The following is a 25,738-nucleotide window of genomic DNA, read 5'->3' as shown; positions in this document are numbered from 1 at the left end:
GGGGAACTCCGCCGGGACCGGCTCGCGGCGGTGTCGACGCCCACCGCCGCGAGCCGTGCCGTCGCCGTCAGCTCACCGTGCCGGTGACGGTGCTGCCGGACTTCGTCACGTAGTAGGTCAGCTTCGTGCCGCTCCAGAAGTGGAACGTCAGGGTGACCCGCTGACCGTCGTTGACCTCGGCGAAGAACTCCGGCTTCAGCGCGATCGTGTTGCCGGTGTAGTTCGGCGCGAACGTCACGTCGAACTCCTTGTACGAGGTCCAGTTGTGCGGGCCGGCGTTGCTGCCGTCCGCGTACTGGGCCTCCATGGTGGCGAGCTGGTCGCCGCGGAACTGCGCCGGGAGCGTGAACGCGGCGGTGGTGCCGGTCGCGTTGGAGAGCACCGGCGGGTCGTACGTGATGATGCTGATCCGCCACGGCACGCCCGCGGAGAAGCGTGCCTGGAGGTTGGCGTTCACGCCGTACGCGCGGGAGCCGACCAGCCGGGTGAGCGCCGACGCGGTGAGCGTCAGCGTGCTGCCGGAGACCGTGTAGTCGGTGCCGTTGACCAGGTCGGTGGTGCCCTGGCGCAGCCCCTGGAACGTGGTGCCGTTCAGGTTGAGCGTCAGGCTCTTGGCGGTGATCGTGCCGGTGCGCGGCACGTACACCTGGTCGCTGGACGCGGTGCCGGAGCGGGTGGTCCAGCTCGACTTGATCTGCGCGAACAGCTCGGGGTCCTTCCACACGAACGACGTGCGGTCGAAGTGCTGGCCGTTGTCCCAGAGCTGGGTGGTCAGCTTGCGGCTGCGCGCGTAGTGGCCGAGGAACTCGAAGAACTTCAGCTTCTCGCCCTGCTCGATGGTGCCGGTGTGCCGGTCGAAGCCGAGCAGGCCGTACTCGCCGATGATCACCGGGATGTTGCGGGTGACGAAGGCGTTGTAGACGCGGTCGAACTGGTCGGTCAGGTCCTGCTGGACCGTCGCGTCGAACTTGGTGCCGCCGGCGACGTTCACGCTGAACGGCCAGTACCCGTAGAAGTGCACGGTGGCGATCAGGTTCGGGTCGTTGAGCGTGTTGAACGTGCTGACCAGCTCGTCCACCCGGGCCTGCTCGGCGGAGGTGTGCAGGGTCGGCAGGACGAGCAGCCGGGTGGCGTTGTTTCCGCCGGACTGGCGGACGATGCGGTGGAACGACGTGTTCAGCTCGTTGAGCAGCGTGGCGTTCTGCGCGTCGCCGGAGCTGCCGGTGAACTGGGGCTCGTTGACGCTCTCGAAGGTGAGCTTCGGCGAGGAGTCCTTGAACGCGGCGGCGATCTGGGTCCAGAGCGCGTTGTAGCGGTTCAGCACGCCTGTGCGGTCGGTGGGCATCGTGTTGATCCACTGCCACGAGTCGTGGTGGATGTTGAGCACCACGTAGAAGCCGTCGGCGAGCGCCCAGCCGACCACCTCGCGTACCCGGTTGAGCCAGGCGGAGTCGATCGTGTAGTTCGGCGCGGCGCCGTGGTGGTTGCTCCAGGTCACCGGGATGCGGATGCTGTTGAAGCCCTGCGCGCGGACGTTGTCCAGCAGCGCCTCGGTGACCCGCGGGTTGCCCCAGGCGGTCTCGTCCGCGCCGACCGCGTCGAAGGAGTTGCCGAGGTTCCAGCCGGGTTGCATGGCGGCGACGGCGGCCATCGCGTTGCCGGCGGGCGGCGGGGTGGTGGGCGGCGGCGTGGTCGGGGGCGGCGTGGTCGGCGGGGGCGTGGTGGTCGGCGGCGGGGTGGTTCCGCCGACGCCGCCGGTGCAGGCCACGCCGTTGAGCGTGAACGCGGTGGGCGCGGTGTTCGCGCCGGTCCAGGAGCCGTTGAAGCCGAACGAGACGGTGCCGTTCGTGGCGATCGCGCCGTTGTAACCGACGTTCGTGGCGGTGACGTCGGCGCCGGAGGAGGTGACCGTGGCGCTCCACGCCTGGGTGACCCGCTGGCCGGACGGGAACGTCCAGCGCAGGGTCCAGCCGTTTACCGGGTCACCCAGGTTCGTCACGTCGACGTTCGCGGTGAAGCCGCCGGGCCACTGGCTGGCGGTGGTGTAGGTGACGCGGCAGCCGGCCGCCGCCTGGGCGTTCGTCGCCAGCAGTGCGGTGCCGGCCACGAGTGTGGCGGCGGTCGCCGCGACCAGGCCGACCCGCAATCGGGCGGTACGGAAAGAGCGGAACATGGTGGTTCCTTCGTGGTGGGGTGGGCGCGTGGACGGGGAGGGCGGGGCGCGCACCCGCCCAGCGCGAGAATAAGTTTGGATTCCAAACATTGTCAATCGGCGCATGTGGATGCGTAACCGTTCCGGCGTCCCGGCCTCACCCCACCGACCGGGCCGGTTCGACGACCGGCCACACCGGACCCGCCAGCCGGTCCGAAACCCGCCGGACACGCCTCGTGGGAACAATTTCGGCCGGGAATCCTCGCTACGCTCTCGCCCGCCAACACCGCTCTGACCTCAAGGGGACATCGTGCGCAGAAGGCTTCTCGGCATCGCGTCGGCGATCACCATCGCCCTCGCCGGCACGTTCGCCGCCGCCGCTCCGGCCCAGGCCGCCACGCCGCCTTTCATGATCACCAAGGTGTACTACGACTCCCCCGGCAAGGACACCCGCTCGAACGCGAGCCTGAACGCCGAGTACGTCCAGCTGACCAACAAGCGCAAGACGGTCCAGAACCTCAAGGGCTACTACGTGCGCGACAAGGCCGGCCACGTCTACTCGTTCACCGGCGACTTCAAGGTGGCCGCCGGGAACAGCATCGTCATCCACACCGGCAAGGGCACCAACAAGGGCACCCACCGCTACTGGGGCCGCGCCGCGTACGTCTGGAACAACGACGGCGACACCGCCTACCTGCGCAACCCCTCCGGCAGCCTGGTCGACAGCTGCAGCTGGGGCAAGGGCGGACGCGGCTACACCAGCTGCTGACCACGCCGCGAAACGGCCGGCCCACCCGATCCGGGGGGCCGGCCGTCTCCGTCCGTCACGCCGCGAGCGACCGCACGGTGAGGTGGTCCGACAGCGCGCGCAGGAAGTCCGGCGCGTCGAAGATCCGGCCGGCCGAGGCGACACCCTTGGCCCGGGTACGCCCGGTGAGCAAACGGTGCACCGCCTCGACCGCGAGCGGCGCGCTGATCGCGTAGATGTCCCGCCCGTGCGCGACCACCCGCCGCCGGACGTCACCGGCACGCACGACCACGTCGACGGTGAACGTCTGCGCGGACCGGCCACGCTCGTCCACAGCGGCCGGAGCGTCCCCCGCCGCCAGGTCGCGGGCCGCGTCGGCGGTCATGTACGTGCACACCTCCGGGATGTCCAGGTGACTCGGCACGGTCACCACGTCGGCCATGGTGAACTCGCCGAGCACCGGCCGCACGCCCAGCGGCGCCGGGAACTCCCAGTCCAGCCGGGGCAGGTCGCCGTCGGCGTACACCAGTCGCCCGCCGGTGAAGCGGACCCGCCGGCCGTCGCGGCGCTCGCGCGACACGACGCCGGAGGCGACCGTCCCGGCCGTCGGGTGCCAGCTGCTCAGCCCGTACGCGACGTGCGCCTCGTCGGCCGCCGTCCAGTCCCCCATCGCGGCGGTGACCAGCAGGTCACCGAGTCCGCCGAAGAACGCCATCGCGGGCACCACCGCGGCACCGGCCGCCTCGGCACGCTCGGCGTAGTGCGCGAACGTGTCCCGGTTCGCCTCGATCTCGGCCGCCACGTCGACGTAGGGAATCCCGGCCCGTAGCGCGGCCTCGATCAGCGGGCCCGCGGTCGAGGCGAACGGCCCGGCGCAGTTGACCACCGCCGCCGCCCCGGCCAGCGCCTGGTCCAGCGAGCCCGGATCGTCCACCGACGCCACCCGGTGCTCCCCCTCCGGGAACGCGGCCGCCAGCTTCCCGGCGTCGCGCCCGAGCGGCAGCGGCTCGTACCCCCGCTCGCGCAGCTCCGCCGCCACGAACCGCCCGGTGTGCCCGTACGCCCCGAACACCGCCACCCGCATGACGCCCCCTCAAAAGATCGACTGAAGTGATCCTCGCCGGGCTGGCCGGGGCGGGCCAGTGTCGCAAACGCCAATGCCCGTACAGTTTCGGACATGGCCACCATCGCGCTCGCCGCCACCGACGGGATGCTGCACTTCGAGCTGGCCGCGGCCTGCGAGATCTTCGTCCGTGACCCGACCGGGCTGGCCGACCCCTGGTACGACCTGGTGGTCTGCGGCCCCGGCCCGGTCGGCGTCGGCCGGTTCGCCATCACGCCCGACCACGGACTGGACCACCTGGCCCGCGCCGACACGGTGATCGTCCCGGCGATCGAGGACACCGACGCCGACCCGCCGTCCGACCTGGTCGACGCGGTCCGCGCCGCCCACGCCGCGGGCGCCCGGATGGTTTCCCTCTGCACCGGCGCGTTCGTGCTCGCCGCCGCCGGCATCCTCGACGGGCTGCGCGCCACCACCCACTGGGCGCACACCGAGGCGCTCGCCGCCCGCTACCCGCGCGTGCTGGTCGACCCGGACGTGCTCTACGTGGACAACGGCACCGTGCTCGCCTCCGCCGGCAAGGCCGCCGCCATCGACCTCTGCCTGCACTTGATCCGCCGCGACCACGGCTCCACAGTCGCCAACGCGGTCGCCCGCCGCCTGGTCGTGCCGCCGCACCGCGCCGGCGGCCAGGCCCAGTACGTCACCACCCCGGTCCCGGCCCGCGAGGACCACCCGCTCGCCGCGCTGCTCCCATGGGCGATGGCGCGGCTGGACCGCCCGCTCACCGTCGCCGACCTGGCCCGCCAGGCGAACATGAGCACCCGCAACCTGGTCCGGCACTTCACCGCCGCGACCGGCGCCACACCGTCGCAGTGGCTGGCCACCCAGCGCATCCGGCGGGCGCAGGAACTGCTGGAGAACACCGACGACAGCATCGACGCCGTCGCGGAGGCGTCAGGCATGGGTACGGCGACGACGCTGCGCCGGCACTTCCACCGCACAGTTGGCGTGCCGCCGGACACCTACCGCCGGACGTTCCGCCGAGGCTGACCGGCACAACGGCTATGGTCGGATCGTGCCGCCCGAGGGGACGGTCGCCTGACAATCGGCACGGGGGAAGCTGTGTTCGACGTGATCGTGGTCGGCGGCGGGCCGACCGGCATGATGCTGGCGAGCGAGCTGCGCCTCCAGGGCGTCGGCGTGCTCGTGCTGGAGCGGGACCCCGAACCGCCGCCGTACGTGCGCTCGCTCGGACTGCACGTCCGCAGCATCGAGGTGATGGACCAGCGAGGGCTGCTGGAACGGTTCCTCGACAACGGCGGCAAGCACCCGATCCGGGGCTTCTTCGCCGGCATCGACAAGCCCGCCCCCGCCGACCTGGACACCGCCCACCCGTACGTGCTCGGCATCCCGCAGACGCTCACCGACCGGCTACTCGCCGACCACGCGGCCGAGGTCGGGGCCGAAATCCGGCGCGGCAGTGCGGTGACCGGGCTGGAGCAGGACGACGACGGCGTGACCGTCCACCTCGACTCCGCGAGCGCGCCGTCGCTGCGGGCGCGGTTCGTCGTCGGCTGCGACGGTGGGCGCAGCACCGTCCGCAAGCTGCTCGGCGTCGGATTCCCCGGCGAGCCGTCGACAGTCGACACGCTGCTCGGCGAGATGGAGGTGACCGCCTCCCCGGACGAGATCACCGCGATCATGACCGAGGTACGCCGCACCGAGAAGCGGTTCGGGCTCGGCCCGTCGGGCACGCCCGGCGTGTTCCGGGTGGTCGTGCCGGCGGCCGACGTGACCTCGGCACCGCCGACGCTCGACGACTTCAAACGGCAACTGACCGCGTACGCGGGCACCGACTTCGGCGTGCACTCGCCCCGCTGGCTGTCCCGCTTCGGCGACGCGACCCGCCTGGCCGAGCACTACCGGGTCGGGCGGGTGTTCCTGGCCGGCGACGCCGCGCACGTCCACCCGCCGCTGGGCGGGCAGGGGCTCAACCTCGGCATCCAGGACGCGTTCAACCTGGGCTGGAAGCTGGCGGCGGAGGTGAACGGGTGGGCGCCGGACGACCTGCTCGACACCTACGAGTCCGAGCGGCGCCCGGTGGCCGCCGACGTGCTGACGAACACGCGCGCGCAGATGCTGCTGACCACGAACGAGCCCGGACCGCAGGCGGTACGACAGGTGCTGACGCAGCTCATGGACTTCGACGAGGTCAACCGCTACCTGATCGAGAAGGTCACCGCGATCAGCATCAGGTACGACGTCGGCGAGGGTCATCCTCTGCTCGGACGGCGGCTGCGCGACGTACCGCTGCCGCAGGGACGCCTGTACGAGCTGATGCGTACCGGCGGCGGGTTGTTGCTGGACGGGACCGGGAAGCTGTCGGTGGACGGCTGGGCCGACCGGGTCGGGCACGTCGCCGGCACCGGCGACGAGCTGGACGTGCCGGCGGCGCTGCTGCGGCCGGACGGTCACGTGGTCTGGGTGGGCGACGACCAGCGGACGTTGGAGGGCGCGCTGACCAGATGGTTCGGCGGCGGGACGGTTCGCGGGTAGCGACGGCACACGAACTCGGCAATGATCAGCTCCATGTCCGACGACAACCTGGCCGACACCTGGCGTCGCATCATCCTGGGAGACGGCAAGTCCTGGGTCGTGTTCGCGCACGGCACGTGCGTCGTCCTGCCGGACCCCGCGCCGGGCGTCGACCTCGCCGCACAGGCCGTCGAGATCCTGCGCGAGTACGGCCCCGTCCACGTCGGCTCGCCGTCCGCGGACTTCGGTACCGTCACGCTCGATCCCGGCCCCGGCTGGGCGGTCTACGGCCATCACCACGACGTGTTGACCTACGTCGGCCCGGACGAGGTCTCGGACGACAGCGACCTTGCTGTCGGTCTGTACGGGCGCCACAAGCGAGATCGAGACGGCCATGAGCTGACCGTCGTCCACGTCGAGGACAAGCGGCCCCGCTGACGCGCGTCGGCGCTGCGGGTTCAACCGACAGCGGCGAAATAGGCTCCAGTCCGTGCACGGATTCACCGATGTCGACCGGCAGCCGGACCCGAAATCGTGGGTGGGCGTGCTCGACCGCCTGAGCGGCGAGCCCTTCTACCAGGCATACCAGCAGCGGGTACGCGAGTTGCTCCGCCCGTCGCACGGCCGGCGCTACCTCGACGTCGGTGCGGGCACCGGGGCGAGCGCGGTCCGCCTGCGGGACGACCAGGACGTCACCGTGCTGACGGTGGATCGTTCCCTGACCATGGCTCTGGCCATGCGAGGCCGCGGCCTGACCCGGTGCGCCGTCGCCGACGCGCATCAGCTGCCGTTCCTCGACGACTCGATCGACGGTGCCTGGGCCGACCGCACCGTGCAGCACCTCGCCGATCCCCGCGCCGCGATCAGGGAACTCGCCAGAGTCGTCCGCCCGGGTGGCCGGATCGTTCTCGCCGACCCCGACTACGACACGCAGGTACTCGACATCGCCGACCAGGATCTGGCCCGGCGCGTGCTGAGATTCCGGGCCGACGTCATGCTCCGCAACGGCACCCTGGCTCACCAGCACGCCGGCATCCTCACCATGCTCGGCTTGGCCGAGGTCACCGTCGAGCCCCGAACGCTGCTGGTTCGGAACCCGAACGCCGCCGACAACGTTCTCGGCCTGCGCAGCTGGGCCGGTACGGCGGCTCAGCGCGGCGTACTCGACCCCGCCGAAGCTCGCGCGTTCGAGGAGCAGTTCGACGAGGCGGTCGAGGCAGGCCGGTTCACGTACGCGGTCACGTTCTTCCTCACCGCGGCCACCGTCTACTTCCACGAGCCGTCGCCGTAGCGCATCACCGTTGACGTCGGTGCTTAGCATCGCGACGTGGACGAAAGTTGGGAACAACTTCACCCGCGACAACGCAAGCTGATTGGCGCGTTGATCATCCTCACCGCTTCTTCCGCCTTCATGTGCTGCGCCGCCTTCTATAACGGCACGACCGCGATTGGCCTCGCGAACCGCGGCCTCACCACAGACGCCACAGTCGTCGACGTCGACCGTCATGGACGCGCCAGCAAGGTCACCGTGGAGTTCACACCTCGTAGCGGCGACCCCCTGAGCGCGGAGTGCACGAGCTGCAGCCCCGAGCTCGACGAGGGCGATCGAGTACGCATCCGATACAACCCCGACGACCTCGCGCCGGGGGTGGAGGACGCCGAGAACCACGGCGCGCAGCGCGTCGCGGTATTCAACCTCGTGGCCGCCACCGCCCTGCTGTCGGGCGCTGGGTTTGCCGGGTGGCGCCTTCACCGAGACCGCCCAGTCTGATTCTGGGCACCGCCGGCTTGTGGCCGGTGTCAGCCGCCACACGGACGTCCCTGCCGGGTGTAGGCAGGCGGGATGCCGGGTACCTCGCGCCCCAACCCCGCACCCCTGCACAGGAGGACCCCATGACCGTCGTACTCGCCGTTGTCTGCAGCGACGGGGTGGTGATCGGCGCGGACTCCCAGATCACCGAGAGCGACCGCGGTCTGAGCTTCCCCGCGCAGAAGCTGCACCCGCTCGGCGACTGCGCCGCCTGGGGCGGCAGCGGCGCGCGCGGAGTGCTGAACGACCTGCGCCCCCTCCTCCAGGACTCGGCCACCGCCATCCTCGAAGCGCCGGACATCGGCGGCGAGCTGCAGGAGCGCGTCCTGCCCGTCTTCAAGAAGCACTACGAGAACTACATCCCGGACGTGCCCGGCGAGGGCTCCGGCGGCGGGGTGTCGGCGTACCTGCTCGCGGCCGGCTTCAGCCAGGGCGGGCCGTGGATCGTGGAGATCAACCCGAACGGGCTCATCGGCCGCTACGAGGACGTGGGCTTCCACGCCATCGGCTCCGGCGCCCCGATGGCCCAGCAGGCCGGCGCGCTGCTGTCCCACTTCCGGATGACCAAGCGCACCGTCGAGTACGGCGTGGTGGGCGTGGTGCGGGTGCTGGAGGCGCTGGAGCAGACCTCGCCGTCGGTCGGCCGGCCGTTCAGCGTCGCGTGCATCCGGGAGGAAGGCGCCCACCATCTCGACGAGAAGGAGATCGCCAAGGCGCTGAAGGACGTCCAGCGCTGGCGTGACCTCGAACAGAAAGCGCTTGACCAGCTGTTCGACTGACGCGAGCGGGTTCGAAAAAGGCCGTCTCCCTTCACGGGAAACGGCCTTTGAACTGGGTGGAGCTGAGGGGATTTGAACCCCTTACACCTTCTGCGGGGAGAGATCATCGCGAGTCGGGCACTTCTGCGGCGCGACCTGCGCAACCGTCGCCAAGTCCTTCCGATGTTTGACACGGCTTGTCAGTCTCAGTTGTGCCGGATCTGTGCCCGATGATCTTCGGCCCGCTCCACCCGGCTGTGCCCTCTAGCCATCCCGTCGACCTTCGTCCGCACCTCGGTGGAGGGGGTGGGGCCTGCGCGGTCAAGGTGGAGCACCCCACCGTCTGAACGACCTTGACCGGGCAGGCCCCACCCCCTCGGCTTGCCCGGACGAAGGTTGTCGGGATGGCGCCACCATCCCAGAGCACCCGAGGCCCCGCCGGAGGCGCAGGGGAATTTGGCTCGCGATCGATGGCTGTAGTATCAGCCGGGTGGGGATTCTGGCGTCGCTCTTACCTGGCTTAAGAGATCTTCGGACGCCGCTGTCGTCCGGATTACTATGGCTTGGTGTTCTAGTCCTAGCCATAGCTCCGAGGGCCGATGGACTACTTCGCCAGAGTGAGCAGACTGCCGCAATCACGAAGCTTGCCAAATCTTGGCCCACAAGTTTAATCGCACCGATCACCCTCGCCGGCGCTTATTTGCTTGGGATTGTTCTATCGACGATCTCGATTAGGATCATCCTAGCGGTTGGAAACTCTGCGCACAGGTGGATAGATGGCCGCCCGAGCGCAGACTCCAAGACTCTAAAGCCTAACTTGCTACAACTGCTCAACAGCAAGTACCGACCGCATGACGTTACCGCCAGAACGCTGGTCAGCGGCGCCACCATCAACACCTTGTCGCGCGCGGGAGTGCCAGGAAATGCAGCTATGACGTATCCCCTGGACTGGGCTATAACATCTCTCCGCTACGCTGGCCCCCACCTGGCTGTCACCGCCCCGGTGCTGTATCAGGACTACGACCGCCTAAAAGCTGAGGCTGAACTGAGGCTGGCTATTGTACCGCCTCTGTTTTTCATGAGTGTTCTAGCGCCACTCAACGGCAAGCTATGGGTGGTCTCGGCTGTCGCACTCGCATGCATCGTCCTTCTAGGGCAGGCTGTCGCCCAGACCCGCGCCGCGAACAACGTCTTGGCCAATGCTGCTTACATCGAGCAGGTCACGATTCCCGCGGTAAAAGCGGTGGCCGACTATCTCGCGGCCCTCCACCCCAAGCCGAACAGCGACGGCGCCTGGATTGGAGCCATGCTGGTGGCGATGCATCATCGGGCGCTATTCGATGAAGCAGGCTGGCTGGAGGAGGAACTTCTGGAATTAAGCGGCACGATGCTTTTCGACGCGATTACGTGCATCAGGGAACTCGACCAGGACGTTTACCACCTCATGCTTAGCCGACTCTCTCGGGATGGGAGCGGGCGGCTACAGGCAATACATGATTCTCTCGCGAAGCTGGATCTCCCGGAGCCCTCAGATCTCTAGGTTGCGACCGACATCCAGGCTGGACTCGCCTTATAGTGACGTCCCTCGAAGGTGCCCCGGATCCTGCCAGCCTCTCTGGCGGCCCGGGGCTTCTTCGTATGTAGCGCCGCCGGCGGGCTGTCACCGACGCGCTGGCGGCCGAAGGCCAGAGGCGCGGCGGCGGGCCATCGGCCCGGCCCAGGTTCGGCGGCGCGAGCGGCCTGCGAAGCGGGCCGCCTTGATCCCGTACAGAAAGTTCTCACAGAAAAATGTCGCAGCTTGGCTCCATGATGGAGGGATGACAAACCCAGCTCCGCGAGCCACCACCCAGTCGGCGCAGGAATCGACATCTCCAGCAGCGAGGATCTATGAGGCCAGGCGTCAGTGGGCGCAGACCTACGCGAACAAGCATCGCTCTAGGCGCAGACTAGGAGCCGTGTTGTCTTCGGTCTTTACAGTAGTCGCGGGAGTCGGCGTTTACTGGATGCCTGGAGTAGCAGAGGCATCATTCCTGGACCGACTTTTCATCGTCATCCTGTTTCCACTTTTTCCAATACTAGCTGCTCGAATGTCGGCCCGAATTAGATTGGGAGGAGATACCGCGACTAAGGGCTGGGCGCTGGCATGGCTACTCGCCATCTGCTGGGCAGCAATATTGTTTTACGGATACGCCAACAATGGACAACTATCACTAGCGATCTTCTTCGGGGTTAACGGAATCGCCCAGGTCGCCGTGCACGCAGCATGCATGTTCATTCCGGTTGATTACAAGTTTGAGGATGAAGTGGTTCTTCCGCGAGTCCTAGAGACGCATGCAGTGTCGCCGCCAGAAACTTGCGGATCAGCCCTAAGTGATTACCGCGAGGCCGAGAAGATGGCGGCGGCCTGGCTAAGGCGGTTCGGTTACAAGGATGCCGAAGTAACGCCAACCGGCCAAGACGGCGGGATTGATGTGGCCGCTAGGGGGGCTGTGGCTCAAGTCAAGCTGTGGCACACCAAGCGGGTTGGCATCAGCGAGGTGCAAAGACTTGCCGGGTTGACCAAGCTCGGACAGAGGCCATTTTTCTTCGCTAGAAGCGGATATACCAAACCGGCAGAGGATTGGGCCTCTGACCCGGCGCATCGTGTTGCGCTCTTCGAACTTGAAGGGGATGGCAACCTTCGAGCGGCGAACTTTACCGCTCTGCGCACCCTTTATAAGGCGCCGTTCAGAATGCCACTATCGGCGCGCCAACCAATCTCAATCAGATTTAAGATTCTTACAGGGGGGTTCTTTCTTTTCGGAATTCTGTTAATATCCGCTGGGGGCGCATTCATCCTCACAATGCCTGGCATAAACTTCATGCCGTCGCTTCTCTTTATCGGGGGCATCTGGCTTGTCTACCTTCTCGGTTTCGTGCAGATACTAGGGAAAGACGCGCTGCGCCTAGTACGTGCAGTTGCATCCCGCCGAAAAGGGCAAATGTGGCCGGGTTGGCAGGAAATCTTGACAGACCCTGTTGTACTCGATGGAGACGAAGACCTGCCTCCAGGTCAGTTTGCAGGCTATGCAGAAAGGGGGCAGCTTGGTCTCTTCATCACCGTCATTGAACTACTGGTTCTGGCGCGCAAGCTGAGAGAGTGGGCCCTCTGCAAGGTCGGCGTCAATCGACGCCAGCGAGCACCATTCGGAATCGGAGAACTTCTAGCTGTGAAGTTGCTGATGGATATGGGTAGAACTCGTCGGCCTCATAAGCGCCTCCGTAGAAATCCCCGCGCGGATATCCAACAGAGCTCTTGAGACGCCGAGGGGTGGCAGCCGCGATCCTTACTGATTGATGGCCGTAAGGGTGATGCGTCCGACATCGGGTCCGCCATTCACCAATGGAGTGAAGGTAGACCAACAGACTGCATGGTCATCGCGCCACGAGACGGATCGATGGCGAAAGATCCAACCATCGAGGCGACTGGGCGCGGATGCCTAGGCGCGTCAGATTTCGCGCAAGGGTGAGAGCGCTTGTAGCGCCTCCGTCCGGGACTCAATGAACTGCATGCGTACCCGCCAATCGGTGGACGCGGTCCAGTCGGCTTGTGCGGTTATCTGGTCGGGGTGTTTCCGGTAAAGCAGCCCTGGTTCTGCGATGAAGTAGCCATCAGATACGACCGACGCAGCAAGAAGTAGCCCGGTATCCTCGCCACCGGGCAAAGCCATCCAGCCCCCCAGGGCAAAGGCTAACTCTCGGCGGATACACAGCGTTGCAGGGTGCACGGGTAGCCGATAATTGTTGTTCTTGAAGTACGACAGGACGTCGGACCGCTGGACCTTGCCGGCTGTCGGATCGGCATGTTCCCATCCGACCTTTGAGCCGTCCGGCATTAGGTCGAGCACGCTGGAGGTCGTCCAGCCAACCTCGGGGTGAGCGCGCATTGTCTTAATCTCTCGGGTGAGTGCACCTGGCGTAAGTTGGTCATCGGCGTCCAGGACGCGCAGCAGTACGCCACGACTGCGGGCCATCGCCATGTTGCGGGCTACTGCCGGGCCACCGGCTTTGCCGCTTCCGCCGATAACTCGCGGGTCGGCCGGTAGGGCTGACGTGACGTCACCGCTTCGACCGTCCTCCTGCACTAGCCACTCCCACTCCCACCCCTCGGGCAACTCCTGGCTTCGCAAGGACTCGTAGGCGTCGGAGAGGTATCGGATGCTCGGTGCATGGACGGGGGTAATGATAGAGATCCGGTGATTCACTCTGACCACCGTGCCAGCTTCGTCGTGTAAACGAATTCGGTGCGGTCGCCAGGTAGGACGACGTTCGAAACTTCGACAACAGTGTCACTGGTGTCGACGGAGATCTTACGAAGGATGAGCACGGAGACTCCCGGAGGGAGCTTTAGCACCTCGGCTTCCTCATGACTAGGTGGCCGAGCGGTGATCTCATCAATGATTCGGTCGACTTCGATGCCGACCTGCAGCAACTGCGGTTCCACAAGGTCGCCTACGGTGGCTTCTACCTCGCTCCGCCGAAGGCCGGTTCCGTCGGTGATGTGGACCTGGACGACCACGTCGCGGCCGTCTTCGCCCAGCACGTCCGTACCTACCCGCCCGCCCTGGTCGAGCTGCCGGACGTCACCGCTGGCACTCCCGACCCGGGCAGGGAGCCCAAGCGCCGTTCGGTCCCGCTGCTGTTCACCGACGAGCTGGGCCGGCCGATTCATGACCAGCGCTGGTCCAAGATGTGGCGGGGATGGTGCAAGGCGGCTGGCTGGCCCGATGAGGGCACCTTCCACTCGCTGCGGCACTACTTCGCCACCCGCCTCATCACCTCGGGTGCCGACCCCACGGACGTGCAGAACGCGCTGCGGCATTCCAGCCTGCGGATCACGCTGGAGACCTACGTCCACTGGTGGCCGAAGAAGGACCGCCGCCGCAACATCATCAGCGGCGCGCTGCGCGAGGCGCGCGCCAAACGAAATCGGGGCCCGAAGGCCCCGGATTCTCGCTGAGTTGTGCCGGATCTGTGCCCGCTGATCTTGCTAGCAGGGTTTCCCCTGGTCAACGGTGTTACTGGTGGAGCTGAGGGGATTTGAACCCCTGACCCCCTCGATGCGAACGAGGTGCGCTACCGGTCTGCGCCACAGCCCCTCCGCCGGCGAACCGGCGTCGGTCCCACCCAGCTTTCACCGGGTGGGCCGGCGACAAGGCTAACAGGTAGCGCCCCCACGACGCGAACCGCCCCACCGCCCACGTAGATCTTGGAAGAAAGCGGCTCCCAGAGCGACCCATTTCTTCCAAGATCGCCCGCCGCGGGCGACGAGGGCCGCGCCGGGCGAGGGCGTCAGGCGCCTCGGCCGGACTGGTAGGGGCGTCCGCGCAGGCCACCCGCCCGCCGGTAGGACACCGAGCCGCCGCTCGCCGCGGGCGGCAGGTCCGCGGGACGGTCCAGCCCCATCGCCGTACGCCGGACCGCCTCGCGCTGGGCGGCCAGCCGGCGCTGCGCCTCCCGCCGGGCCGCCGCGCGCCGGGCCTGCTCGCGGCGCACCTCGGCCTGGCGGGCGGCCAGCCAGGCCGCCTCCCGGGCGTCCGCGCGCCGCCGCCGACGTTCGGCGAGGGCACGCTGCCGCAGGTGTACGACGTACGCAACGAGCAGCGTGCCGGTGACCGAGACGCTGATCCAGAACCCGGGTCCGACAAGTACCACGCCGCCCAGTTCCACCAGGTTGAGCAGCAGCAGCGCGGCGAGCACCCGGCGCCGGCGGTAGATCGCCGGGGTGTGCCGCCGCCGGGGCGAGTTCCGTCGGCGGGACTGGGCCGGGACGGCGGAGACGGGCCGGAGCCGGCCGGAACGGCGGCGCAGCGGTGGCGCGGAGACCGGGCGGGCGAGACTACCCGTGTCGGAGTCTTCACTGAGGGTCACCACGAGGGAGCGCGGCGGGTGCAGCGGCCGTCGCCCGGGCACGGTGCGCCGTCGACGCTGGCGCTGGAGCACCCGCGCCGTCGACTGCGCCCGCTCCGCCACCAGCCGCTCGGTGGCGTCGTACCGGCGGACCAGCGCCGGAGCGAGGGCGAGCAGACCGGCGGCGGCGAGGACGGCGAGGAGCACCGACGTGGGCACCCTCACCCCTCCCGTCACCAAAGTTCTCCGGCGAGCGCCGCCCGCCGCAACTTGTTCCGTCGACCGTCGTTTACGGCGCACTTCATGCGGGCGGGCAGCGCTTGCCGCAGCTTGCAGTTACTTGAGGTTACGGGCCGTCGACCCAGTTCACAGTGCGCCGCGCCGTGCGGGCGCGTCAGCGGCGGTTGTCACGTACGCGGTGCCACCGCGCCAGCAAGCCGCCCTCGGCGGCGACTTCCTCGCCGGTCATCGCGTATCCGATGTGGTCGCGCCACGCGCCGTCGATGTGCATGTAGCGCACGTGATAGGCCTCCTCGCGGAAGCCGAGCTTCTCCACCACCCGGCGGGACGGCATGTTCTCCGGCCGGATGTTCACCTCGATCCGGTGCAGGCCACCGGGACCGAAGGCGTGGTCCACGGCGAGCGCGACAGCGGTCGGGATCACGCCCCGGCCGGCCACCCGGGAGTCCACCCAGTAGCCCACGTACCCGGAACAGAACGCCCGCCGCACGATGCTGCCGATGTTGACGTGGCCGACCAGCCGCTCGCTGCCGTCCTCACGCAGGCACACCGCGAACGGCATGCCCTCACCGCTGCGCGCGGACTTGCGCTGGTCCGCGTGGACCAGCCGGAACGCCGCCGGCGAGTTGGTCTCGTACCAGCCGCCGGGCACGTGCGACTCCCACGGCGCCAGCCACTCGCGGTTCGCGCGCCGGATCTCCGACCAGGCGCCGGCGTCCGATCGCCGGTACGGCCGCAGCACCACCGGGCCGTCCACGAGCACCGCCGGCCACCCCGGAGCCCGCCAGAACCTCACCGAGCCGGCCTTTCGCTCGCGACTGCGGGGCTCGCAAGCTCACTCCTCGCGCTCACCGAGCTTGCCCTTCGCTCGCGACTGCGGGGCTCGCAAGCTCACTCCTCGCGCTCACCGGCGCCGGTCCAGCAGGAGCACGTCGACGGTGGACCCCGCGGCGGCGGTGGTGACCCGCTCGCCCAGCACCAGCAGACCGTTCGCGTCGGACAGGCCGGAGAGCGTGTACGGGCCACCGGCGAGCGGCTGCACCGTGTACCCGCCGCCACGCCGCTCGGCCACGTGCGCGGGCCGGAACTCGCGCAGCCCCACCGGGGACGAGACCGTCTCCAGCAGGTGCGCGCGGACGCTCGGCCGGAACACCGGCTCGGCGCCGGCCAGCAGCTGGATCGCCGGGCGGGCCAGCACCTCGAAGCCGATCAGCGCCGCGCCGGGCTCACCGGGAAGACACACCACCGGCACCTCCTCGGCGCCGACCGTACCGAACCCGAGAGCCGTTCCCGGATAGAGGGCCACCTCTGTGAAGGTGACCGGCCCGGCCCGGCCGCCCTCGCGGCGGGACAGGATGCGGCGCACCATGTCGCCCGGGCCGGTACCGGTGCCGCCGGTGGTGATGATCAGGTCGGCCCGCAGCGTCTGGTCGTCCAGCAGGCCGCGCAGCGCCTCCGGGTCGTCGTCGCAGATCCCCACCCGGTACGCGAGCCCGCCCGCCTCGGCCGCCGCAGCGGTGAGCGCGTGCGAGTTGGTGTCGACCACCTGCCCGGGCTGGCTGCCCCGGCCCACGTCGACCAGTTCGTCGCCGGTGGCCACGATGACCACGCGCGGACTGGGCCGCACCACGACGTGCCCGATGCCGGTGGCGGCGAACACCGCCACCAGCGCCGGTGAGACGTACGCGCCGGCGCGGGCGAGCAGTGTGCCGGCGACCAGTTCCTCCCCGGCGCGGCGCAGCCCGTACCCCCGTTTGGGGGCGCGGAAGATCTCGACGGCGGCCATGCCCTGGTCGGTCCACTCCACCGGGACGACCACGTCGGCGCCGATCGGCAGCGGCGCGCCCGCTGCGACCGAGAAGCACGATCCGGGGGTGAGCCGAACCGGCCGCCAGCTCGCCGCGCCCAGGTCACCGACGACGTTGAGCCGGATGCTGCGGCCGCCGGGCATACCGGAGGGGGCCGGGACGTAGCCCGGCCCCCGACTCCCACCGGAGATGTCCTCCCAGCGCGCGGCGTACCCGTCCACCGCCGCCTGGTCGAAGGCGGGGTACGAGTGCGGGGCGACCACGTCCTCGGCGAGCACGTTGCCGTACGCCTGGGTCAGGTCGAGGTCGAGTGGAGGCAGCGCGCGTAACCTGCGCAGCACACTGCCCAGGTAGTCGGCGAGCGGCGTCAACTCGTTCGCGGCCGCCTCGGCGTCGGCCGTCGCGGTCATGTATCGGCACCGCCGGACACGTCACGCATGCCGTTGAGGATCGCCGCGGTGACCGTCTCGTCGCCGTTGTTGACGAACTCGGCCAGCCACTTGCGGAACTCGGCGCCCAGGTCCTCCCGCTCGGCCGCGATCTGCACCACGGTCTGCAGATAGCCCAGCGGCATGCCGGTGTCGTAGCGGGTGCCCCGGTAGACGATGGCGTGCACCGGCACCCCCTCGGTACGCAGCAGCTCCATCGCGTCGGTCAGCTGGATCTCGCCGCCGCTGCCCGGGTCGGTACGCCGGATCGCGTCGAAGATCTTCCCCGGGAGCACGTACCGCCCGAGGACCGCCAGGTTGCTGGGCGCGTCGGACGGACTGGGCTTCTCCACCATGCCGGTGACCTTGACGACCTCGGCGATGTCGCCGTACTCCGACTCGGCGGGCTCGACCGACGCGATGCCGTAACGGCTGGTCTCGGCCGGGTCGACCTCGAAGAAGGCGAGCACCACGCCACCGGTGCGGGCCTGGAGCTCCAGCATGGCCGGCAGCAGCGGCTCGGACGGCTTGACGAACTCGTCGCCGAGCAGCACCGCGAAGGGCGCGTCGCCGACGTGCGACTCGGCGTACCCGACGGCGTGGCCGAGGCCGAGCTGCTCCGGCTGGCGGACCGTGTAGATCGCTGCGAGTTCCTCGGTGCGCTTGACCTCGGCCAGCAGCTCGGGCTTCTTGGCGAGCCGTTCCTCCAGGTCGGGCCGGCGGTCGAAGTGGTCGACCATCGAGGTCTTGCCGCGACCGGTGATCAGCAGGATGTCGTCGATGCCGGCCTGCGCGGCCTCCTCGACGATGTACTGCAGCACCGGCCGGTCGACGACCGGCAGCAGTTCCTTGGGAACCGCCTTGGTGGCCGGCAGGAACCGGGTGGCCAGGCCGGCGGCCGGGATCACGGCCTTGACCGCGCGGGAGCGACCGCGGGTCGCTGAGGGGTTCGCTGAGTGCTCCGACATGTCGCGAGACTATCGGCCACGGCTCTGCCGCGGCGGGTGAGGACCGGAAGACGCGCCGCCCTGGACGGTGCCCGGCGCGTCCGCCGTGCCCGCCCGGGGCAGCCCGTCCGGCGGGCTGACGGTCACGGCCACCACCGGGATCTCCTGGGTGGGAACCGGATCGGGCGCGGGGGCCAGCCGGTAGCCGTCGCGTCCGGCGGCCTTCGCCGCGTACAGCGCGTCGTCGGCGGCGTCGAGCACCTGCTGGCCGTCGGCGGCGTGGTCCGGGTAGACGGCGATGCCGATGGAGACGGTCACCGGCACGTGCACCGGTTCGTCGGTGCTTCCCTCGACAGTCACCGGCTGGTCCCGTACGACCGCGCCGAGCCGCTCGGCGACGATCGTGGCGCCCCGCGCGTCGGTCTCCGGCAGCAGCACCACGAACTCCTCGCCGCCCTGCCGGAACGCCAGGTCCACCTCGCGGATCACGCCGCGTACCCGGCGCGCGAACTCGACCAGCACGGCGTCCCCGGCGGCGTGCCCCCAGGTGTCGTTGACGCGCTTGAACCGGTCGAGGTCGAGCGCGAGCACGCTGAGCATCCGGCCGAACCGGTTCGCCCGCTCCACCTCCCGGCGGATCGACTCGCGCAGGTAGCGGTAGTTCCACAACCCGGTCAGCGGGTCGGTGAGGGAGAGCCGCTGCGCCTCCTCGTGCACCCGGACGTTCTCCACCGCGACCGCCGCGTGCCCGGCGAACGTCCGCAGCGTCACCACGTCGTCGTCGTGGAACTCGGGACCGCCGAGCCGGTCGTAGAGCACGAGCACGCCGAGCGCGGCGCAGGCCGAGCCGGGCGGGTCGCCGTCGGCGGGCGGGTGGCCGGGCCGGTCCGGGCCGCGCGACTCGGCGCCGCCGGGCGTGGCGAACGGCACCGCCACGTACGTCTCGCAGGACGGCTCCCCGGTCGGGGCGTCCGGTGGGGTCCACCGGCCGCGCAGCGGCTCACCGGTGGCGGCGACCGCGCCGAGCACCCCGGCGCCGACCGCGACCCGCAGCGTCGCCGGGTCGGCCGGGTCGCTCGTGGGCCAGCGTCCCGTCAGCCCTTCGACGCACCGGCCGACGAGCACGCCCTCGGCGTCGACGAGCAGCACCGCGCCGGCCCGGGCGCCGGTGGCGGCGATCGCGCTGTCCAGGATCACCCGCAGGATGCGTTGCAGGTCGTGCGTGCTGGCGAGCGTGTCGCCGAGCACGGCGAGGTGGTTGCGCAGCTGGTCCCGGCTGCTGGTCAGCGCCGCCACGTAACTGCCGGTCTCCCGGGCCATCCGGTTGAACGCGCTGGCCAGCCGCCCGATCTCGTCCCGGCTGCGCACCGGCACCCGGGCGCTCAGGTCGCCCTGCGCCACCCGGTCCACCGCCCCGGCCAGCTCGCCCAGCGGCCGGGTGGTCACCCGGGCTAGCCGCCACGCGGTCAGCACGGCCAGCAGGGCGGCCAGCGCCACCGCCGCGATCAGCGCGCCGTACAGGCCGGGTGGGCGCTCGCCGGGAATCGAGAGCACCAGCGGCAGCGGTTGACCGGGCATCGGGCCCACCCGGCGCACGTACCGGCCGTCGCCCGTCCCGGCCACGCCGTTCCCGCGCGCCTTGCCGGCGGCGGCCAGCACCGCTGCGCGTACCCCCTGCTCTTCGGTCGTGTGGGTGATCTGCCCGGGGGCGTCGAGGAGGGTGACCGCGACGCCGGTGACGGCGGCGAGCCGCGCCACGAAGGCCCGGTCGACGGGCTGCGCGGCGGCGACCGCGCCGAGGTCGGCGCCGGCCGGGTCGCGCAGCCGCACCTGGGCGGAGAGCGCGCCGATCGGGGTGGCGGGGGCGCCGGCGCAGTCCTGCCAGCGCCCGGGCGGACCGCCCGCCGTGGCGTAGCTGGTGCGGCCGGCGGCGTCGGCGATCAGCACGCCGGCGGCGAGCCCCCGGCCGACCACCTGGTCGGCCGCACGCGGCCGGGCGACCGGGTCGGCCACCAGCGCGACCGCGTCGGCCGCCGCGCGCAGTTGCTGGCAGAGCGCGTCGATCGAGGTACGCACACCGGCCGCGGCCAGACCCAGTCGCTCGGTGGCGCGGCTCCGGTCGACGGCGCTCAACGTCGCCCCGACGAAGAGCGCGCCGAGCAGGACGGGGCCGAGCACCACCGCGAGGAAGGCTGCCGTCAACCGCCCGCGTAGCGTCAAGCTTCCCCCCGGAAGTTCCGCGCCCCTTGGTGCGATGCTGACACAGAGCGACCATTAGGCAAGCGTTGCGTCAGGAGTGTTGCGTGCCGGAATTTTCGGATGAAGCGCACGATGCGAAGCAGAAGATGCGCGTCGCGCTGCTCGCCGCCCGCCGGTCGCTGTCCGCGCCCGAGCGCGCGGTCGCGGCGGCCGCCGTCCAGGCCGAGCTGGTGACCCTGGTACGCCGACTGCGACCGGCCAGGATGAGCGCGTACGTGCCGGTCGCCTCCGAGCCCGGCGGGGACGACCTGCCCGAGGTGCTGCGGGCCGCGCTGCCGCCCGACGCCGAGCTGCTGCTGCCGGTGCTCTGCGACGACCTGGACCTGGACTGGGCCCCCTACACCGGGCGGGAGTCGCTGCGCGCCGCCGGCCGGGGCATGCGCGAGCCGACCGCGTCGACCCGGGGCCGCGCCGCAGTGGCCGCGGCGGGACTCGTAGTGGTGCCGGCGGTAGCAGTGGACCGCCGGGGCATCCGGCTGGGCCGCGGCGGCGGCTCGTACGACCGGGCGCTCGCCCGGGTGCCCGCCACCGTGCCGACGGTGGCTCTCCTGCACGACGGCGAGCTGGTCGAGGCGGTCCCCGCCCAGCCGCACGACCGCCCGGTGCACTGTGTGATCACTCCGGCGGACGGGTTGGTGGCCGTCCCGGGTGTGGGCCCGGGCGCTTCCGCTGGACGAACCCGGGGGTCATGACGCACCATTGGCACTCGAATACCACGAGTGCCAACAGGCCGTGCCAAGATCCGGAGGAGAACGTGCCCACGTACCAGTACGCCTGCACCGCGTGCGGCCACCAGCTCGAGGCGGTGCAGTCCTTCTCGGACGACCCGCTGACCGAGTGCCCGGCGTGTGAGGGGCGGCTGCGAAAGCTCTTCAACTCGGTGGGCATCGTGTTCAAGGGCTCCGGCTTCTACCGCACGGACTCCCGTACGTCCGGGTCCGACAACGGGAGCAGCGCCGCGAACAAGCCGGCCAAATCCGAGTCGTCCTCGTCGTCCGGTTCGACGTCGTCTGGTTCGCCCTCGTCCTCCTCATCGGGGTCGTCCGGTTCCGGCCCTGGTTCGGGTTCCGGCTCTGGTTCGGGTTCCGGGTCGACGGCGAGCAAGGCGCCGGCGGCGTCCAGTTCCTCCTGACCAACGCTTTCGCGCTCGTGGCCGTCCCGTTCGGGGGCGGCCACGTTGCGTATGGCCGCCCCGCACGATGGAGCGCCCGCTCCCGACCACTCGCGCGCTGCTCACCACCTCGGCGAGGTTGCTGCATCAGCTCGCCGAGATAGCGCCACTTCCCCGAACTGGCGGCCCCGGCCACTCCGGATGTGACCACCTCCCCGAAGTGGTGGCGCCGGACCCCGCCCGGGCAGCGGTTGTGCACAGGACGGCGGGTTATCCACAGGGGCAAGCGGTGGGGCCGCGGGCGACGATGGCTCGGCCCTAGCCTGCGGGTCGGAAGGTTGGCCGACGGTGGGAGGCAGCGGTGGCGGGTGGCGAGGCGACGTTGCGTCCGGTCCGCTGGCGCGGATTGCCGCGACGCCGGACGCTACTGCGGGTGGCACTCGTCGCGGTGCTGCTGGGACTGGCCGCGGCGGTGCTCCAGACACCTCCGTCCTGCCAACCCGGGGCTCCCCCGGCCGCCTCGACGACGCCGGCCGGTCCGCCGCCCGACGGGCCACGCGCGTTGCCGGCCGGTGCGGTCGGTGTGCCGATCCGGCTGGCCGAGCCGGCCGCCCTCGCGGTGCTGCGTCCAGGTGCCCGGGTCGATCTGATGGTGGTGCCGGCCGGCGGGTCGGCTGACCCTACGCTGCTGGCGCCGCGTGCGCTGGTGCTCGACGTGGTCGGCGCCGCCGGGGCGGTCGACGGGTCCTCCGCGCTCTACCTGGCGCTGCCGCCCGAGCAGGCGCGCCGGGCGGTCGGGTTGCCGGAGGGCAGCCGCTTCGCCGTGGTCGTACGCGGGTGACGCGGAGCCGCGGTCAGTCCCAGTGCGGCGGGCGCTCGGCGAGCAGCCAGTCGTCGTTGCCGCCGGGGCGCTCGCCCCAGCCGCGGTCGGTGTCGTCGGTGGTCTGTTCGGGCAGCACCACGAAGTCTTCGCTGAGGTCGACCACGCGGTCGTCGTCGCCGCGCGGTGCCCGGATGCCGGGGTCGGTCACGAGCAGCAACGATACCGCCGGAACGGCGGCCACCTCGACCCCGCGACGTCCGGCGCCGCCACGGCTGCGATCGGGAACAGCCCGGCGCGGACTGCACCGTGATCCCGAACAGCCAGACACAGACCGGGCGCGACCCTGAACGGCCACTCGATCCCGTCGGGCCCGGCAGCGGGTCGGAGCCCCGCCGCGCAAGAGGTACGCGCCGAGGTGTCGGTGTCGGGCGGCCGACCGGCCGGGGCGTTGGTAGCGTCGGACGGCGTGACAACGCCGAGCGGTGGCAGCCCCGACGACGAGACCTGGCGACGCCCGGAGCAACAGGCCACGGGCGAGGAGAACGACGCCGGGGCGTCCCGCCCGGGCGGGTCGGGCTCCGGCCAGGCCGCCCCAGGGCCTGTGGGCGACCCAGGGCCTGTGGGCGACCCCGCCGATTCCGGACCCGTGGGCCGCCCGGCCGACCACGGACCCGTGAGCCACCCCGCCGACCACGCCGGGTGGGACGCGCCCGGACCCGGCGAAGCCGGGAGCCAGCCGACCGGGGAAGGCGCCGCTGGAACGGGAGTCACCGCCGCCGACACCTCCGGGGCGTCCGGGCCGAACAGCCCGTGGTCGCGCGAGGCGGCCACCGAGAGCCCGTGGGCCAAGCCGGAGTCGGCCGGCGGCTGGACGGTGGCCGGCGGGCCCTGGCCGGGCCGGTCCGCCGGTGACCCGGCTGCCGGTGGCTACGCCGGACCGCCGCCGAGCACGCCTCCGCCGCCCGGCTGGCGGCCACCGGTGCACGTCCAGCCGGCGCCGCCCCGCCGGCTTCCGCCGCAGGACATGGCCGCGATGGATCAGGCGGAGCAGCGCGCGCAGCGGCTCACCTACGGCGTCGGGGCAGTCGTCGCCGTGGTGCTGGTGCTGCTCACCTGCCTGCTCTGCTCGCGGCTGCTGTTCTGAGCGGCAACGCTCAGACGATGCCGTCCCACACCATCTTGGCGCCGCTGTCACCGGTCAGGTAGACATACACGAGCGCGAAGCCCGCCAGCACCGCCACCGCGACGGTGAGCACGATCGGCAGCCAGCGGGGCAGGTTCCGGGCGCGGGCGAACCTGCTCGCCGACAGCACCAGCAGCAGCGCCGCGGCGCCGAGACCGAGCGAGAACCAGAACAGGGTGTCGCCGTACTCGGCGTGCTCACTGATCTGCTGGAGCCGGTCCGGCGGGTAGCCCTTCGCGCGCAGGATCCCCTCCAGCTCCTCGCCGGACTCGGTCGCGACCCAGGCGACCGCCGGGGTGATCACGGCCAGCGCGGCGACCGCCCAGTCCAGCCGGTGCCGCCAGCGCGGCAGCAATCCGTACGCGATGGCGAACAGCGCCAGCAGCGGCACGAGCACCACCACCGCGTGAATGACGAGCACGTGGAGCGGCAGACCGTTGAATTCCCTGAACACCGACACCTCCGGCGAGTGGGTGGTTAGGCGCGCACAGCGTACGTCGCGAGGCTGTGTAACCCCACACACGCAGACGCGGCCCCGCCGGTTCACCTGTGGCCCCGGCCACCCGCGAGCACGCTCGCTTGTCGGCCTGTCACCTGCGTGCTGTCATGGATTCATGTCCACGGGTGAGGAACTGCTCCGGTCGAGGGGCCTACGGGTCACGCGACCGCGTCTCGCCGTGCTGGACGTGCTCTCCGCCGGTGGGCACCTGGAGGTCGACGAGATCACCCGCCGGGTCCGTCAGCGGATCGACTCCGTGTCCACCCAGGCCGTCTACGACGTGCTCGGCGCGCTGTCCCGAGCCGGGCTGTCCCGCCGGATCGAGCCGGCCGGCAGCCCCGCGCGGTACGAGGCTCGGGTCGGCGACAACCACCACCACGTGGTGTGCCGGGGCTGCGGCGAGATCGCCGACGTCGACTGCGCGGTGGGCAGCGCGCCCTGCCTCGACCCGAACGTGGCGCACGGCTTCGAGCTGGACGAGGCCGAGGTGACCTTCTGGGGTCTCTGCCCGGCCTGCCAGTCGCGCCGCTCCGCCGACGACTGAGCGAGCACCGAGGGCGCCGCACCGAGGACACCGACCCGGGGGTGACCGGCGAAGACCGTGGCACTCTTGATCGGTGGACACTGACGACCTCGGCCTGTTCGGTCCGGGTTCGGTCACGTGGAAGGTGCACGAGGAACCGATCCTGATCGTCGCCGGCCTGCGCTCGCTCTACCTCCAGGCGCTGCATCCGCGTGCGATGGCGGGCGTCGCGCAGAACAGCAACTACCGCTCGGACGCCTGGGGCCGGCTGGTCCGCACGGCGACGTACGTGGGGACGACGATCTACGGCACCACGGCCGAGGCGCAGGCGGCCGGGCGGCGGGTGCGTGCACGGCACGCCCGGATGCGCGCCACCGACCCGTTCACCGGCGAGGAGTTCCGCGTCGACGAGCCGGAGCTGCTGCGCTGGGTGCACGTCACCGAGATCGAGTCGTTCGTGAGCACCGCCCGGCGTGCCGGTCTGGCGCTCACCGACGACGAGGTGGACGGCTACTACACCGAGCAGCGCCGGTCGGCGGCCCTGGTGGGGCTGGACCCGGACGACGTGCCGGGCACCGCCGCCGAGGTGGCCGACTACTACCGGGACGTACGCCCGCAGTTGCGGATGACCCGGGAGGCGGCCGAGACGGCGCTGTTCCTGACCGCGCCGCCGATCCCGTGGAAGGTCAGCCTGCCGGCGCGGGTCGGCCTGAACCTGGGGCCGCCGCGCTGGGCGTACCTCGGTATCGCCGCCACCGCGCTGGGGATGCTGCCGCCGTGGGCGTTGCGGCTCTACGGCGGGCTGGGCCTGCCCACCACCGCGCTGTCGGCGGACCTGAGCGCGCGGGCGCTGCGGCTGGCGCTGGCCGCGGTGCCCCGGCGCTACCGGGAGGGCCCGTTGCAGCAGGCCGCCAAGGAACGCGCCGCCCGCCTGACCGCGGCCTGACGGCGACGCGCGC

Annotated in this window: 27 protein-coding genes, 1 tRNA gene and 1 pseudogene; 16 read left to right on the top strand and 13 right to left on the bottom strand. The window is 70.6% G+C overall.

What is annotated here, in order from left to right:
* Positions 1 to 67: 67 nt before the first annotated feature.
* Positions 68 to 2,173, bottom strand: coding sequence for a cellulase family glycosylhydrolase (locus HA073_RS05400; protein WP_166455819.1), 2,106 nt, complete (start codon positions 2,171 to 2,173; stop codon positions 68 to 70).
* Positions 2,174 to 2,462: 289 nt separating this feature from the next.
* On the opposite strand from HA073_RS05400, the gene HA073_RS05395 reads away from it, so the two are divergent.
* Positions 2,463 to 2,921: a lamin tail domain-containing protein gene (locus tag HA073_RS05395; protein ID WP_051611237.1), complete on the top strand. Its 459-nt coding sequence runs from the start codon at positions 2,463 to 2,465 to the stop codon at positions 2,919 to 2,921.
* Positions 2,922 to 2,976: 55 nt separating this feature from the next.
* Here the strand turns inward: HA073_RS05395 and HA073_RS05390 are convergent, their stop codons facing one another.
* Positions 2,977 to 3,984, bottom strand: coding sequence for a saccharopine dehydrogenase NADP-binding domain-containing protein (locus HA073_RS05390; RefSeq protein WP_166455818.1), 1,008 nt, complete (start codon positions 3,982 to 3,984; stop codon positions 2,977 to 2,979).
* Positions 3,985 to 4,077: 93 nt separating this feature from the next.
* Here HA073_RS05390 and HA073_RS05385 point away from each other — a divergent pair, with 93 nt between their 5' ends.
* The 8 genes from HA073_RS05385 (at position 4,078) to HA073_RS05350 (ending at position 12,368) form a co-directional block, all read left to right on the top strand.
* Positions 4,078 to 5,016, top strand: a complete 939-nt coding sequence (locus tag HA073_RS05385; RefSeq protein WP_166455817.1) for a helix-turn-helix domain-containing protein — start codon at positions 4,078 to 4,080, stop codon at positions 5,014 to 5,016.
* A 72-nt stretch (positions 5,017 to 5,088) separates the two neighbouring features.
* Positions 5,089 to 6,522, top strand: coding sequence for a rifampin monooxygenase (rox, locus tag HA073_RS05380; RefSeq protein ID WP_166455816.1), 1,434 nt, complete (start codon positions 5,089 to 5,091; stop codon positions 6,520 to 6,522).
* Between the two features lie 33 nt (positions 6,523 to 6,555).
* Positions 6,556 to 6,939, top strand: coding sequence for a hypothetical protein (locus tag HA073_RS05375; protein ID WP_181373821.1), 384 nt, complete (start codon positions 6,556 to 6,558; stop codon positions 6,937 to 6,939).
* Positions 6,940 to 6,991: 52 nt separating this feature from the next.
* The gene (locus HA073_RS05370; RefSeq protein WP_166455815.1) at positions 6,992 to 7,792 is read left to right on the top strand and encodes a methyltransferase domain-containing protein; all 801 of its coding nucleotides are present in this window, start codon (positions 6,992 to 6,994) and stop codon (positions 7,790 to 7,792) included.
* A gap of 36 nt (positions 7,793 to 7,828) precedes the next feature.
* Complete coding sequence (locus HA073_RS05365; protein WP_166455814.1) at positions 7,829 to 8,272, top strand: DUF3592 domain-containing protein; 444 nt, start codon at positions 7,829 to 7,831, stop codon at positions 8,270 to 8,272.
* Between the two features lie 122 nt (positions 8,273 to 8,394).
* Positions 8,395 to 9,090, top strand: a complete 696-nt coding sequence (locus HA073_RS05360) for a proteasome protein (RefSeq protein WP_166455813.1) — start codon at positions 8,395 to 8,397, stop codon at positions 9,088 to 9,090.
* 910 nt (positions 9,091 to 10,000) lie between these two features.
* Positions 10,001 to 10,609: a hypothetical protein gene (locus tag HA073_RS05355; RefSeq protein ID WP_166455812.1), complete on the top strand. Its 609-nt coding sequence runs from the start codon at positions 10,001 to 10,003 to the stop codon at positions 10,607 to 10,609.
* Positions 10,610 to 11,024: 415 nt separating this feature from the next.
* Positions 11,025 to 12,368 carry a restriction endonuclease gene (locus HA073_RS05350; protein WP_166455811.1) on the top strand — a complete coding sequence of 448 codons (1,344 nt, stop codon included), beginning with the start codon at positions 11,025 to 11,027 and terminating at the stop codon, positions 12,366 to 12,368.
* Between the two features lie 189 nt (positions 12,369 to 12,557).
* Here HA073_RS05350 and HA073_RS05345 read toward each other — a convergent pair whose 3' ends face one another.
* Together HA073_RS05345 and HA073_RS05340 are read right to left on the bottom strand one after the other, a co-directional pair.
* Positions 12,558 to 13,313 (bottom strand): glycosyltransferase, encoded by a 756-nt coding sequence (locus tag HA073_RS05345; RefSeq protein ID WP_166455810.1) that lies wholly within the window; start codon positions 13,311 to 13,313, stop codon positions 12,558 to 12,560.
* Entirely contained in the window at positions 13,310 to 13,552 is a 243-nt protein-coding gene (locus tag HA073_RS05340) for a UTRA domain-containing protein (protein WP_309227989.1), read from the bottom strand. The genes HA073_RS05345 and HA073_RS05340 overlap by 4 nt, the downstream gene beginning before the upstream one ends.
* On the opposite strand from HA073_RS05340, the gene HA073_RS05335 reads away from it, so the two are divergent.
* Entirely contained in the window at positions 13,475 to 14,068 is a 594-nt protein-coding gene (locus HA073_RS05335) for a tyrosine-type recombinase/integrase (RefSeq protein ID WP_240925518.1), read from the top strand. The two genes, HA073_RS05340 and HA073_RS05335, sit on opposite strands and share 78 nt — an antisense overlap.
* 62 nt (positions 14,069 to 14,130) lie before the next feature.
* Here HA073_RS05335 and HA073_RS05330 read toward each other — a convergent pair.
* The 6 genes from HA073_RS05330 to HA073_RS05305 form a co-directional block, all read right to left on the bottom strand.
* A tRNA-Ala gene (locus tag HA073_RS05330) sits at positions 14,131 to 14,207 on the bottom strand.
* A 193-nt stretch (positions 14,208 to 14,400) separates the two neighbouring features.
* Complete coding sequence (locus tag HA073_RS05325; RefSeq protein WP_176722722.1) at positions 14,401 to 15,183, bottom strand: hypothetical protein; 783 nt, start codon at positions 15,181 to 15,183, stop codon at positions 14,401 to 14,403.
* A 169-nt stretch (positions 15,184 to 15,352) separates the two neighbouring features.
* Positions 15,353 to 15,994 (bottom strand): GNAT family N-acetyltransferase, encoded by a 642-nt coding sequence (locus tag HA073_RS05320; protein ID WP_166455809.1) that lies wholly within the window; start codon positions 15,992 to 15,994, stop codon positions 15,353 to 15,355.
* A 108-nt stretch (positions 15,995 to 16,102) separates the two neighbouring features.
* Positions 16,103 to 17,416, bottom strand: a complete 1,314-nt coding sequence (gene glp / locus HA073_RS05315) for a gephyrin-like molybdotransferase Glp (protein WP_043326858.1) — start codon at positions 17,414 to 17,416, stop codon at positions 16,103 to 16,105.
* Entirely contained in the window at positions 17,413 to 18,402 is a 990-nt protein-coding gene (locus HA073_RS05310; protein ID WP_166455808.1) for a UTP--glucose-1-phosphate uridylyltransferase, read from the bottom strand. Before HA073_RS05310 ends, glp begins: the two co-directional genes overlap by 4 nt.
* A 9-nt stretch (positions 18,403 to 18,411) precedes the next feature.
* A complete protein-coding gene (locus HA073_RS05305) occupies positions 18,412 to 20,601 on the bottom strand; it encodes a diguanylate cyclase (RefSeq protein WP_199495934.1) in 2,190 nt (729 codons plus the stop codon).
* 83 nt (positions 20,602 to 20,684) lie between these two features.
* Here HA073_RS05305 and HA073_RS05300 point away from each other — a divergent pair, with 83 nt between their 5' ends.
* The gene (locus HA073_RS05300; protein WP_069087207.1) at positions 20,685 to 21,332 is read left to right on the top strand and encodes a 5-formyltetrahydrofolate cyclo-ligase; all 648 of its coding nucleotides are present in this window, start codon (positions 20,685 to 20,687) and stop codon (positions 21,330 to 21,332) included.
* Positions 21,329 to 21,487, top strand: a pseudogene (locus HA073_RS30510) (FmdB family zinc ribbon protein); the annotation flags it as partial. The gene HA073_RS05300 and the pseudogene HA073_RS30510, both read left to right, overlap by 4 nt.
* Before the next feature lie 62 nt (positions 21,488 to 21,549).
* Here the strand turns inward: HA073_RS30510 and HA073_RS30505 are convergent.
* A complete protein-coding gene (locus tag HA073_RS30505; RefSeq protein WP_309227992.1) occupies positions 21,550 to 21,816 on the bottom strand; it encodes a hypothetical protein in 267 nt (88 codons plus the stop codon).
* Positions 21,817 to 22,184: 368 nt separating this feature from the next.
* On the opposite strand from HA073_RS30505, the gene HA073_RS05290 reads away from it, so the two are divergent.
* Positions 22,185 to 22,592: a flagellar biosynthesis protein FlgA gene (locus HA073_RS05290; RefSeq protein ID WP_223201247.1), complete on the top strand. Its 408-nt coding sequence runs from the start codon at positions 22,185 to 22,187 to the stop codon at positions 22,590 to 22,592.
* 13 nt (positions 22,593 to 22,605) lie between these two features.
* Here the strand turns inward: HA073_RS05290 and HA073_RS05285 are convergent, their stop codons facing one another.
* Positions 22,606 to 22,782 carry a hypothetical protein gene (locus HA073_RS05285; protein WP_166455806.1) on the bottom strand — a complete coding sequence of 59 codons (177 nt, stop codon included), beginning with the start codon at positions 22,780 to 22,782 and terminating at the stop codon, positions 22,606 to 22,608.
* A 465-nt stretch (positions 22,783 to 23,247) separates the two neighbouring features.
* Between HA073_RS05285 and HA073_RS31090 the strand changes: the two genes are divergently transcribed.
* Positions 23,248 to 23,718, top strand: a complete 471-nt coding sequence (locus tag HA073_RS31090; RefSeq protein ID WP_082931080.1) for a hypothetical protein — start codon at positions 23,248 to 23,250, stop codon at positions 23,716 to 23,718.
* A 10-nt stretch (positions 23,719 to 23,728) separates the two neighbouring features.
* Here the strand turns inward: HA073_RS31090 and HA073_RS05275 are convergent, their stop codons facing one another.
* On the bottom strand, positions 23,729 to 24,211 hold the full coding sequence (locus HA073_RS05275; RefSeq protein ID WP_043330667.1) for a DUF2231 domain-containing protein: 483 nt from the start codon (positions 24,209 to 24,211) through the stop codon (positions 23,729 to 23,731).
* A 160-nt stretch (positions 24,212 to 24,371) separates the two neighbouring features.
* Between HA073_RS05275 and HA073_RS05270 the strand changes: the two genes are divergently transcribed.
* Complete coding sequence (locus HA073_RS05270; RefSeq protein ID WP_030501115.1) at positions 24,372 to 24,800, top strand: Fur family transcriptional regulator; 429 nt, start codon at positions 24,372 to 24,374, stop codon at positions 24,798 to 24,800.
* A gap of 73 nt (positions 24,801 to 24,873) precedes the next feature.
* Entirely contained in the window at positions 24,874 to 25,725 is an 852-nt protein-coding gene (locus HA073_RS05265) for an oxygenase MpaB family protein (protein ID WP_166455805.1), read from the top strand.
* Positions 25,726 to 25,738 lie beyond the last annotated feature (13 nt).

It is taken from the genome of Micromonospora sp. CMU55-4, assembly GCF_011602315.1.
GTDB classification, from domain to species: Bacteria; Actinomycetota; Actinomycetes; order Mycobacteriales; family Micromonosporaceae; genus Micromonospora; species Micromonospora chalcea.
Note: the sequence above shows the minus strand (reverse complement) of the source record. Positions and strands in the feature narration are given on the sequence as shown.